This is a genomic window from Streptomyces nymphaeiformis (genome assembly GCF_014203895.1).
GTDB classification, from domain to species: Bacteria; Actinomycetota; Actinomycetes; order Streptomycetales; family Streptomycetaceae; genus Streptomyces; species Streptomyces nymphaeiformis.
The window spans coordinates 1078508-1090163 of record NZ_JACHJY010000001.1 but is presented as its reverse complement, the minus strand read 5'-3'; the positions used below and the strand labels follow the sequence as shown (position 1 = coordinate 1090163).

General features: G+C 74.8%; 10 protein-coding genes. 7 read left to right on the top strand and 3 right to left on the bottom strand.

The window, feature by feature from the left end:
- Positions 1-154 precede the first annotated feature (154 nt).
- On the bottom strand, positions 155-883 hold the full coding sequence (locus GGE06_RS04890; protein ID WP_116161526.1) for a VIT1/CCC1 transporter family protein: 729 nt from the start codon (positions 881-883) through the stop codon (positions 155-157).
- A 262-nt stretch (positions 884-1145) separates the two neighbouring features.
- Between GGE06_RS04890 and GGE06_RS04885 the strand changes: the two genes are divergently transcribed.
- From GGE06_RS04885 to GGE06_RS04855, 7 genes are all read left to right on the top strand, one after another.
- The gene (locus GGE06_RS04885; protein ID WP_116161525.1) at positions 1146-2141 is read left to right on the top strand and encodes an ADP-ribosylglycohydrolase family protein; all 996 of its coding nucleotides are present in this window, start codon (positions 1146-1148) and stop codon (positions 2139-2141) included.
- Positions 2142-2704: 563 nt separating this feature from the next.
- Positions 2705-3973: an ADP-ribosylglycohydrolase family protein gene (locus tag GGE06_RS04880; RefSeq protein ID WP_116165597.1), complete on the top strand. Its 1269-nt coding sequence runs from the start codon at positions 2705-2707 to the stop codon at positions 3971-3973.
- Entirely contained in the window at positions 3954-5105 is a 1152-nt protein-coding gene (locus GGE06_RS04875; protein WP_116161524.1) for an ADP-ribosylglycohydrolase family protein, read from the top strand. The genes GGE06_RS04880 and GGE06_RS04875 overlap by 20 nt, the downstream gene beginning before the upstream one ends.
- A gap of 8 nt (positions 5106-5113) precedes the next feature.
- Entirely contained in the window at positions 5114-6703 is a 1590-nt protein-coding gene (locus GGE06_RS04870; protein WP_221517834.1) for an ADP-ribosylglycohydrolase family protein, read from the top strand.
- Positions 6700-7620: a ribokinase gene (rbsK, locus tag GGE06_RS04865; protein WP_116161522.1), complete on the top strand. Its 921-nt coding sequence runs from the start codon at positions 6700-6702 to the stop codon at positions 7618-7620. The genes GGE06_RS04870 and rbsK overlap by 4 nt, the downstream gene beginning before the upstream one ends.
- Positions 7617-8819, top strand: coding sequence for a CaiB/BaiF CoA transferase family protein (locus GGE06_RS04860; protein ID WP_116161521.1), 1203 nt, complete (start codon positions 7617-7619; stop codon positions 8817-8819). Before rbsK ends, GGE06_RS04860 begins: the two co-directional genes overlap by 4 nt.
- A complete protein-coding gene (locus GGE06_RS04855; RefSeq protein WP_116161520.1) occupies positions 8816-9676 on the top strand; it encodes an HpcH/HpaI aldolase/citrate lyase family protein in 861 nt (286 codons plus the stop codon). The genes GGE06_RS04860 and GGE06_RS04855 overlap by 4 nt, the downstream gene beginning before the upstream one ends.
- A 71-nt stretch (positions 9677-9747) precedes the next feature.
- Here the strand turns inward: GGE06_RS04855 and lgt are convergent, their stop codons facing one another.
- Both lgt and GGE06_RS04845 read right to left on the bottom strand, forming a co-directional pair.
- Entirely contained in the window at positions 9748-10743 is a 996-nt protein-coding gene (gene lgt, locus GGE06_RS04850) for a prolipoprotein diacylglyceryl transferase (protein WP_184930078.1), read from the bottom strand.
- A gap of 88 nt (positions 10744-10831) precedes the next feature.
- The gene (locus GGE06_RS04845) at positions 10832-11656 is read right to left on the bottom strand and encodes a DsbA family protein (RefSeq protein ID WP_116161518.1); all 825 of its coding nucleotides are present in this window, start codon (positions 11654-11656) and stop codon (positions 10832-10834) included.

Genomic DNA, 11656 nt, shown 5'->3' with positions numbered 1-11656 from the left:
GTGTCTCATCGCCGCAGCGGAATGGACCAGGGATATACGTCACAGCCGTTCTGCGGCCCATGTCCCGAAAAGAGGACACGAAAAGACCGAGAGGCCCCTTTCGGGGGCCTCTCGGTCTTGCATGGGGTACGGAATCCGCACCGGTCCCGGTGGGCTACAAGGCGGCCCCGAAGAGCATGCCGAGCCCGTACGTGACGGCCGCGGCGGCGCCGCCCAGGACGAGCTGGCGCATGCCGCTGAAGAGCCAGCCGCGAGCCGTCACCCGGGCCACCACGGCGCCGCAGGCGAAGAGCCCGAGGAGCGCGAGGAGCACGGCCGGCCAGAGCGCGGTCGCCCCGAGCAGGTACGGCAGGACGGGCAGGAGCGCGCCGAGCGCGAACGAGCCGAAGGACGAGACGGCGGCGACCGTCGGCGACGGCAGGTCGTCCGGGTCGATGCCGAGCTCCTCGCGGGCGTGGATCTCGAGCGCCTGCTCGGGGTCCTTCGACAGCTGCATCGCGACCTCGCGGGCGAGCGCGGGCTCGACACCGCGGGAGACGTAGAGCGCGGCGAGCTCCTCCATCTCGTCGACGGGGTGCTTGCGCAACTGGCGGCGCTCGACGTCCAGTTCCGCCTGGACGAGCTCGCGCTGCGAGGCGACGGAGGTGTACTCGCCGGCCGCCATGGAGAAGGCGCCGGCCGCGAGGCCCGCGAGGCCCGTGATGACGACGGTCCCCGAGGAGACCGCGCCACCGGCGACACCGGTCATCAGGGCGAGGTTGGAGACGAGTCCGTCCATCGCGCCGAACACCGCCGGGCGCAGCCAACCGCCGTTCACGTCGCGGTGCGTGTGGTTGTCGCGGTGGGCCTCGTGCAGTGGCGCCTGAGCTTCGATGATGGACATGGCTCTCCCCTCGATCCGGCGGGCCGGGATGCACCCGCCGCCCCCAACACCGTCGAAAATACGCCCGATGTAAGGGTCTCGCCAGCAAGCCAGGCCGTACTTACTAAGGCCCGCCTCAGTGAGGGCAACCCAACCTGGCGGGATGTCAGCCGGGTGACAGAGACGTTTCTTCGGCGAGTTCGCGGCCTGTCGTGGCACAGATCCAGGCATCGGGACGCCGCTGTCGGCGCTCCCGTCGAGGAAGTCGAGGAAGGGGCGCGAGATGGTGACGAGGACGGCCTGCGACACGCGTGAACGGGCGAGGGGAGCGCTCCTCGGCCTCGCCGTCGGCGACGCGCTCGGCGCGCCCGCCGAGAACATGAAGCCCTCCGAGATCCGCCGCCGCTGGGGCCGCATCGAGGGCTTCGTCACGGACAGCCCGGCGGGCACCGACGACACCGAGTACGCCATCTTCTCGGCGCTGCTCCTCGCGCGGCACGGCTCCGCGCTCACCGTCCACCACGTCGAACGGGCCTGGCACCACTGGATCGCCGACCTCGACGAAGGCCCGTTCCGCGGGGCGGGCTTCTCCGAGCGCGGCACCCTGGAGAACCTCCGCCGGGGCCTGGCGGCGCCCATCTCCGCCCAGCACCGCCACGCGTGGTCGGACGGCCTCGCCATGCGGGCGGCGCCCTTCGGGGTCTTCGCCGCCGGGCGCCCGGCGGAGGCGGCCCGACTGGTCGCCATCGACGGCAGCGTCAGCCACGAGGGCGAGGGCATCTACGGGGGCCAGGCGGTGGCGGCGGGCGTGGCGGCGGCGATGACGGGGGCGACGGTGACGTCCGTCATCGCGGCGGCCCTCTCCGTCATCCCGATGGACTCGTGGACGGCCCGCTCGCTGCGCCGCGCGGTCGTCGCGGCCCAGCGCGTCCAGCCGGACCCGCTCACCCGCGAACGCCAGGTCCGCTCGGCGGTCGTCATCGGCGGCTACCCCTGGACGGACCTGGCGCCGGAGGCGGTGGGCCTGGCGTTCGGCGCCTTCGCGGCGGCCCGGGGCGACTTCCGCACCGCCGTCCTCACGGCCGTCAACATGGGCCGCGACGCCGACACGACGGCGGCGGTGGCGGGCGCCCTGGCCGGCGCGGCGGGCGGCGTGGACGCGATCCCACCCGACTGGGCCACCGCCATCGCCCCGGTCACCGGCAGCTGCCTCCCGTCGATGCGCGGCTACCACGTCCTGGACGTGGCGGACCTCCTGACCCCGGAGGAGGCGGCATGAGCGCGGACGTGACGACGACGGCTGACGCCGCCGCGGGCGCCGTACCGGCTGTGGGCCAGGGCCAAGGGGCCGGCGCAATCGCCGTACCGGCTGTGGGCCAGGGCCCAGAGGCGGGCGCAATCGCCGTACCGGCTGTGGGCCAGGGCCCAGAGACGGGCGCAATCGCCGTACCGGCTGTGGGCCAGGGCCCAGAGACGGGCGCAATCGCCGCACCAGCTGTGGGCCAGGGCCCAGAGGCGGGCGCAATCGCCGCACCAGCTGTGGGCCAGGGCCCAGAGGCGGGCGCAATCGCCGCACCAGCTGTGGGCAATCGTCCCGCAGGGCGAGGGGGGTCCCCCCTGCCCGAGCGAAGCCGAGAGCTCGGGGGAGGGTGGGCACAGCCCCCGATGCCGGGTTCCGTCCCGGCGACCGATGCCCTGCGGGACCCCGCCCCGGTGCCGGGTTCCGGCTTCCCGCTCGGTGACCCACAGGACCGGGCCCCGGTGCACGGCGCCGACGAACTGGACCTGGCCCCGCAGGGCGCCGCCCCGGTGCGGGACACCGGCTCCCGGGGCGGCGCCCACATGGACCGGGCCCCGACGCACGGCACCGAGAGGCTGGACCTGGCCCCGCGGGGCCCGGCCCCGGTGCGGGGAACCGGCTCCTGGGGCGGCGCCCACGAGGCCCCGGCGCCGGCCGCCCAGGCCAGGGCGACCCGCGACAGGACCGAGGGCCTCCTCCTCGGCATCGCCGCAGGCGACGCCGCCGGCTGGCCCGCGGCAAAGCACCGTGCCGCCCGCATGCCCGAATGGACCCGCCGCCTCACCCGCGAACTCGACACCTTCGCCGAGCAGAACGCGACGACCACCCTCCCCGTCCCCATCGCCCTCAACCAGCCCCCCGAGCCCCTCCGCCTGGGCCCCTCGGACGACGCCGAGTGGGCGGTCTTCACCGCCGAGGCGATCCTCGCCGCCGCAGGCCCGGTCTTCGGGGGCCTCCCCGCGGACCGAAGGCTCCGCGCCGCCGTCGACCTCGCCTGGAACGCCCTCGCGGGCCAGGTCGCCGCCGCGGCGGACCGCGCCCCCGAGGTCGAGTCGGCCGTGCTCCCCCTCCGCGCCCGCATCTCGGTACGCGCCGGGCTCGGCAACCTCGCCACCGGCCTGCGCCCGCCCGCCACCGGCCACGACAACCCGCACTACTTCGACGACGCGGCCTGCGTCCGTGCCGCCGTCCTGGCCCTGGTCCACCCGGGCGACCCCCGCGCCGCCGCCGAACTCGCCGAGTTCGACGCCCGGTACACACAGGACGGCGACGGCGTCCACGGCGCCCGCGCGACGGCGGCGGCCGTCGCCGCGGCCCTCGGCGGGGCGACGGTCGACGAGGCCGTCGAGGCGGCGCTCGCCGAACTCCCGCCCGTCACCGAGATCGGCCGCAACGCCCGGCACGCCGTGAAACTGGCCCAGGCCGCCGACTCCGCCTTCGAGCTCGTCCCCCTCCTGGAGCACCAGATCGTCGACCACGTCTACAGCTACGGCATCGCCGCCGCCGAGACCGTCCCGGTCGCCCTGGCCCTCGCCACCGCCGCCCGGGGCGAGATGACGGCCGCGGTACCGGCCGCCGCCTGTCTCTCCCGGGTCGCCGACTCGGCCCCGGCACTCGCGGGCGCGCTCACCGGCGCGCTGGGCGGCGGCCGTTCGGTCCCGGGCAGCTGGCGCGAGGCGTGCAGGACGCTCGCGGGCTGCGCGCTGCCCCGGCTCGCGGGTACGGACCTGGTGGAACTCGCCGGGCTGCTCGGAGCCACGGAACCGGCCACCCCAGGTGGACAATTCCGACATGACACCCACACTGGATGACCGGATCACCGGCAGTCTCCTCGGGGCCGCCGTCGGCGACGCCCTCGGCGGCCCCGTCGAGGGCTACACCCCCGAGCAGATCCTGGAACGCCACGGCGGCCGCGTCACCGGGATCGTCGGCCCCTGGAACGGCGGCGACTGGCGCACCGCGCGACCCATCGCGCCGTACCACAAGGGCGACGGGCACGTCACCGACGACACCTTGATGACGCACGCGCTGATCCGGGTGTACGAGAAGGTCCGCGGCCACCTCGACGCGTACGCGGTCGCGGACCACCTCGTCCCCGAACTCATGGGCTCCCCCGTCTGGATCCCCGAGCTGGAGGCCGAGGCGCTCCCCCTCCAGCGGATCTTCCTGGCCGAGAAGTGGATCGTGACCCGGCTCCACTACGGCCATGTCGACCCGCGCGAGGCCGGCAGCGGCAACGTCGTCAACTGCGGGGCGGCGATGTACATGGCGCCCGTCGGCCTGGTCAACGCCGCCCACCCGGCGGCCGCCTACGCCGAGGCGATCGACCTGACGGGCGCGCACCAGTCCTCGTACGGCCGGGAGGCGGCGGGTGTCTTCGCGGCGGCGGTCGCGGCGGCGTGCACGCCGGGCGCGACACCGACGTCGGTGGTGGAGGAGGCCCTGTCCCTCGCGAAGGACGGAACGCGCGCGGCGATCGGGGCGGTCGCCGAAGTGGCCTCCACCCACACGGACTTCGAGTCCGCGCTCGACCCCCTCCGCAGGGCGGTCGCCCCCTTCGACACGGTCGGCCCCGACTACCGCACCCCGTCCCTCGGCGCCCGCCGCCCCTCCCGCCTCCACGCGATCGAGGAACTCCCGATCGCCCTCGGCATGCTCCTGGTCGGCGAGGGCGACTTCCGCCGTACGGTCCTGGGCGCGGTCAACTACGGCCGCGACTGCGACTCGATCGCCACGATGGCGGGCGCGATCGTGGGCGCGCTGCACGGCGAGGCGGCCGTCCCCGCGGAGTGGGCGAAGCAGGTGGCGGAGGCGAGCCGCCTGGACCTGCACGCCCCGGCGAGAGCGCTGGCGCGCGTGACCCGCGAGATCTTCGCCGGGGACGCGCAGGCCCGCCGATCCCACGAATCGGCCTTCGCCGCCCTGACGAGCGCGGACCGGTGACCCTCCGTCTGACCTGGGTCCAGCCGGAGGACCTGGTGGGCCACGAACTCCGCCAGGCGGCGGAGGACGGCCGCGACGCCGCCGCGACGGCGGCCCGCTGGACGGCGGCGGGCGGCCCCCCGGCCCCGGAGACGGCCGGCGCCTCGGCCGCCCCCCGCCCGGACCTCCGCCCCCTGGCCGAGGAACTCCTGGACGCCCTGGCGTCCCTGCCCGCGCCATTGTCGGCCGAGGAGCCGACCGCCCTGGCCGCGATCCAGGCTTTGACGACCCCCCGCACCGCCCCTCCCCCAAACTCTGACGAGACCCGGGGCTCCGCCCCCGAACCCCCGCCCACCGCTGCGGGCAGTCGTCCCGGATGCCCGTCTCTCCCAGGAGGAAGTCCTGGGAGAGACGGGCGGGCACAGGACGAGCGCCCGCTCGCGCCCCCGGCGCCGAGCGCTTTTCCTCGCGCCCCGCGCGAAGCGCCGAGAGCCCGGGGGTTCGGGGGCAGCGCCCCCGGTCCCGTCAGGGTTTCGGGAAGGGGCGGGGTGGGGGAGGACCCCGCCCTGCGCGACCGGCTCCACGCCGCCTGGCTCGGCCGCGCCGCCGGCTGCCTCCTCGGCAAGCCCGTCGAGAAGCTCCCCCTCGCCGCCCTCCGCGCCCTCGCCCGCGCCGCCGGCGACTGGCCCCTCTCCACCTGGTTCACCGCCCGCGGCGTCCCGTCCGAGCTGCTCGCCGCGCACCCCTGGAACCGCCGCTCCGCCGCCACGTCCCTCGCCGAGAACATCGACGGCATGCCCGAGGACGACGACCTCAACTACCCCCTCCTCAACCTGCTGCTCCTCCAGCGGTACGGCCGCGACTTCACCACCTCCGACGTCGCCCGGCTCTGGCTCGACGAGCTCCCCGCCGGCCGCACCTTCACGGCCGAGCGCGTCGCCTACCGCAACCTCCTGGACGGCGTGGAACCCCCGCTGACCGCCGTCCGCCGCAACCCCTTCCGCGAGTGGATCGGCGCCCAGATCCGGGCCGACGTCCACGGCTGGACGCACCCGGGCGACCCGGTGGCCGCCGCCGCGCAGGCGCACCGGGACGCGGTGCTCACGCACACCGCGAACGGCGTCTACGGCGCCATGTTCGTCGCCGCCGCCCTCGCCACCGCGGCGACCGGCACGGCCGACGTCCACCGGTCCCTCGCCGCCGGCCTCGCCGTGATCCCGCCGCGCTCCCGTCTCGCGGAGGCGGTCCGGCGCGGCATCGCGCACGCCCGGACAGAACCCGACTTCGACACCGTCGTCGACCGGCTGCACGCCGAACTCGGCGGGTACCACTGGGTGCATGCCGTCCCGAACGCCGCCCTGCTCGCCGCCGCCCTCACCCACGCCGACGGCGACTTCTCGCGCTCGATCTGCGCGGCGGTCTCGGGCGGCTGGGACACCGACTCCAACGGCGCCACCGCCGGTTCGCTCGCCGGGCTGCTCGCCGGGCACCCGGACCGGCTGCCGGAACGCTGGACCTCCCCCCTCAAGAACCGCCTCGCGACCTCGGTGCCGTCCTTCGACGGCATCGGCTTCGACACCCTGGCCGAACTGACACACCTGGAGGCAGTACGCCCATGACCAGCATCGTCGTGCTCGGCAGCACGAACATGGATCTCGTCGTCTACGTGCCGCGGGCCCCCGCCCTCGGCGAGACGGTCACCGGCCGCTCCTTCCGTACGATCCCCGGCGGCAAGGGCGCCAACCAGGCCGTCGCCGCCGCCCGCGCGGGCGGCGAGGTGGCGATGATCGGCGCGGTCGGCGCGGACGGCTTCGGGGCGCAGCTGCGCGCCACCCTGGAGCACTGCGCGGTGGACATCGATCTGCTCCGCACCGCCGAGGGTCCCTCCGGCACCGCTCATGTCGTCGTCGACGACGAGGGCGGCAACGCGATCGTCGTCGTCCCCGGCGCCAACGGCACCGTCACCTCCCTCGACCACGGCGACGAGGCCCTCATCGGCACCGCCGACTCCCTGCTCCTCCAGCTCGAACTCCCCCTGTCCGTAGTCGTCGAGGGCGCCGAGACCGCCCGCCGGCTCGGCGTCCGCACGATCCTCACCCCCGCCCCCGCGCAGCCGCTGCCGCCGGAACTCCTCGCCGCCACCGACCTGTTGGTGCCCAACGAGCACGAGGCCGCCGCGCTCACCGGCCTCACCGACCCGCGCGAGGCCGCGCAGGCCCTGCTGCGGGACGTCCCCGAGGTGGTCGTCACCCTGGGCGCGGCCGGCAGCCTGTACGCGGCGCGCGGCGCCGAGCCGGTCGCCGTGCCCGCGCCCCGGGTCCGGGCCGTGGACACCACGGGGGCGGGCGACACCTTCGTCGGCGCCCTCGCGGTCGCCCTCGGCGAGGGCCGCCCCGCCCCGGAGGCCCTCGCCTGGGCGCAGGCCGCCGCCGCGCTCTCCGTGCGGCGGGAGGGCGCGTCGACCTCGATGCCGTACCGCGTCGAGATCGAGGCCGCCTTCCTCTCCCCCGACACGCTGGAGGCGAACGCCGTATGACCACCGAGACGTCCACGGCGCCCCTGCACGGCCTGCGCGTCCTGGATCTCGCGACCCTGTTCGCCGGCCCGCTCGCGGCCATGATGCTGGGCGACTTCGGCGCCGACGTCGTGAAGGTCGAGCACCCCCGCAAGCCGGATCCGTCCCGTGGCCACGGCCCCGCCAAGGACGGCATCGGCCTGTGGTGGAAGGTCCTCGGCCGCAACAAGCGGGCGATCACCCTCGACCTGTCGTCACCGGGCGGCCGCGACACCCTCCTCGCGCTCGCCGCCGACGCGGACGTGATCGTGGAGAACTTCCGCCCGGGCACCCTGGAGCGCTGGGGTCTGGGCTGGGAGGAGCTGTCGACCGTCAACCCGCGTCTGGTGCTCGCCCGGGTCACCGGCTTCGGCCAGTTCGGGCCGTACGCCCACCGCCCCGGCTTCGGCACCCTCGCCGAGGCGATGAGCGGCTTCGCGGCGATCACCGGCGAGCCGGACGGCCCGCCGACCCTGCCGCCCTTCGGCCTGGCCGACTCGATCGCCGCCCTCGCCACGGCGTACGCGGTGATGACCGCGCTCACCGCCAGGACCACGACCGGCCGCGGCCAGGTCGTCGACATGGCGATCATCGAACCGATGCTCTCCGTCATCGGACCCCACCCCCTCTGGTACGACCAGCTCGGTTACGTCCAGCCCCGGACCGGCAACCGCTCCCGCAACAACGCCCCGCGCAACACCTACCGGACCGCCGACGGCTCCTGGGTCGCCGTCTCCACCTCCGCCCAGTCGATCGCCGAGCGGGTGCTGCGGCTCGTGGGCCGCCCGGAGCTGATCGACGAGCCCTGGTTCGCCGACGGCACGGGCCGCGCCGAGCACGCGGACGTCCTCGACGAGGCGGTCGGCTCGTGGATCGCCCGGCACACCCGTGACGAGGCGATGGCGGCCTTCGAGAAGGCGGAGGCGGCCATCGCCCCCGTCTACGACGTCCGGGACGTCATGGACGATCCGCAGTACCAGGCGCTCCGCACCGTGACCGAGGTGCAGGATCCCGAGCTCGGCCCGATCAAGATGCAGAACGTCCTCTTCCGCCTCTCCGAGACCCCCGGCGGCATCCGCTGGTCCGGCCGCCCGCACGGCGCCGACACGACCGCCGTCCTCTCCGAGCTCGGCCTCACCCCCGCCGAGATCGACGCCCTCCGCGAGCAAGGAGCGGTATGAGCCCCCTCAGCGGCCCCACCGGCTCGGCCGCCGGGCGCGTCGAGGGCGCCACCGCGCACCCCGTCGCGCCCCTGACCTGGCTGTACGCCCCCGGCGACCGCCCCGAGGTCGTGCGCAAGGCCCTGTCCTCCGGCGCCGACGTCGTGATCGTCGATCTGGAGGACGCGGTCGCCCCGCAGCGCAAGGCGTACGCCCTCGACGCCACGGCCGATCTCCTCGCCGACGTCCACCCCGTCCCGGTGCACGTCCGCATCCACACCCCGCGCGACATCCCCACCCTGGCCTCCCTCCCCGGCCTCTCGGGTCTCCGTGTACCCAAGGTGACACAGGCCACTGACATCCAGCGGATCGCCGGGCTCGCCCCCGGCCGCGCGCTCTATCCGCTCCTGGAGAGCGCCCTCGCCGTCGAGCACGCCTACGCCATCGCGTCCGCCCATCCCGCCGTGCGCGGCATCGCCCTCGGCGAGGCCGATCTCCGCGCCGACCTGGGGGTGCGGCAGGACACCGGCCTCGACTGGTCGCGCGGGCGTGTGGTGGTCGCGGCCCGCGCGGCCGCCCTCCCCCCTCCGGCCCAGTCCGTCCACCCGGACATCCGCGACCTGGACGCGCTGGCCGCCGGCTGCGCCCGGGGCCGGGCCATGGGCTTCTTCGGCCGGGCGGCCATCCATCCCCGTCAGCTCCCGGTCATCGAGCGCGCCTATCTGCCCACGCCGGCGGAGGTCGACGCGGCCCGTGAGGTCGTCGCGGCGGCCGCGACCGAGCGGGGCGCCCTCGCCCTCCCGGACGGCCGCTTCGTCGACGCGGCGGTGGTGGAGGGCGCCCACCGGGTCCTCGCCCTCGCGGCCCGCGCCGGCTGACCCGTACCCCCGCATGCGAAAGGGCCGCCGGAACCTTTCGGCTCCGGCGGCCCTCGTGAGGTTCGTTCCGGTCAGCTCTTGGCGGCCGACCCGGCGCCGTGATCGGCGCCGTTGCCGTCGGTTTCCCTGTCCCCGTCCCCGGGCCCGTCCCCGGGCCCGTCGGCCTTGTCCTCGACAGCGTCGGTCGCGTCCGTGACCTCGGCCTCGGCCTCGGCACCCTCGACGGCGTCCGTCTTCTCAGCAGCCTTCTCGGCGGCCCGCGGTTCCACGATCTCCTCGCGGCCGGGCCGCAGGCGGGCCGAGACCACGAAGTAGACGACGGCCAGCAGGCCGACGACGATCGCCGTCCACACGTTGAGCCGCAGGCCCAGGATGTGGTGCGCCTCGTCGACGCGCAGCGCCTCCGTCCACACGCGGCCCGAGCAGTACGCGGCGACGTACAGGGCGAACGCCCGGCCGTGGCCGAGCTTGAAGCGGCGGTCGGCCCAGATGACCAGGAAGCCGACGGCGACGTTCCACAGCGACTCGTACAGGAAGGTCGGGTGGTAGAGCCCGGCCTCGCGGTTGGGCCCCTCGGTGATCTTCAGCGCCCACGGCACGTCGGTCGGCTTGCCGTAGAGCTCCTGGTTGAACCAGTTGCCCCAGCGGCCGATGGCCTGGGCGAAGGCGATGCCGGGGGCGATGGCGTCCGCGTACGCCGGCAGGGAGATCCCTCGACGGCGGCAGCCGATCCAGGCGCCCACCGCGCCGAGCGCGATGGCGCCCCAGATACCGAGGCCGCCCTCCCAGATCTTGAAGGCGTCGACCCAGTTCTCACCCTCGCTGAAGTACAGCTGGTAGTCGGTGATCACGTGGTAGAGGCGTCCGCCGACGAGGCCGAAGGGCACCGCCCAGACGGCGATGTCGGCCACGGTGCCGGCAGTGCCGCCCCGGGCGATCCAGCGCTTGTTGCCGAGCCAGACGGCAACGAAGACACCGATGATGATGCAGAAGGCATAGCCGCGCAGCGGGATCGGTCCGAGGTGGATCACGCCGGTCGACGGGCTGGGAATGTAGGCAAGGTCCATGGCAGAACCGACGCTACCCTGCCGGGCGGGCATGACGGCAGCCCGCCCGGCAACTTCTGGGTAACCAATCGGTCCGCCGAGCCGCCGGCTAACCCGCCGACGGGGAGGCGGTGCCCGGCTTCTTGCCCTTGTTGGCCTCGGCGACCCACTTCTTCAGGTTCTCCGGGGAGATCTGTTCGTTCCCCTTGGTCGGGAAGATCGATTCTCCGTTGAGGAGGACGGTCGGGGTGCCGCGGAAGCCGCCGTTCTGGAAGGCCTCGTTCGACTTCTTCACCCAGCCGTCGTGCGTGCCGTCGTTCACACAGCTGCGGAAGGCCGGCGTGTCGAGCCCCGGGACCTTCGCCGCCAGCTCGATCAGCTTGTCGTTCTTCGCGTAGGCGTCGTCCGTCTCCGGCGGCTGGTTGACGTACAGCGTGTCGTGGTACGCGGTGAACTTCCCCGCGTCCTGGGCGCACGCCGCCGCGTTCGCCGCGCGCAGCGAGCCGCTGCCGCCCATGTTCCCGTCGATGAGGGTGGCGAGGTGGTAGTCGACCCGGAGCGCGCCGGAGGCCTGCAGCTCGTGGATCGTGTCCCGCATGACGTTCTCGAACTGGGCGCACGCCGGGCAGCGGAAGTCCTCCCAGACCGCGAGCGTCGACGGGGCGTCCGCCTTGCCCGTGGGGATGGCGGGCTTGCCGTCCTCTTCGGTCGCCCCGGTCGGCGCGACCACCGGCCCCGCCTTGTCGGATCCGCTGTTGCCGTCGCCACCCGCGGCGATCACTCCGACGACCGCGGCCAGGCCGAGGACGCCGACCACCGCCGCCGACACGATCAGGACGCGCCGCTGCTTCTCACGGGCCTTGTCGCGCTCGCGCTGCTGCTGAAGGCGCTCCCGCGCGCTCCGGTTACCGTCACCACGGTTCTTCTCGCTCAC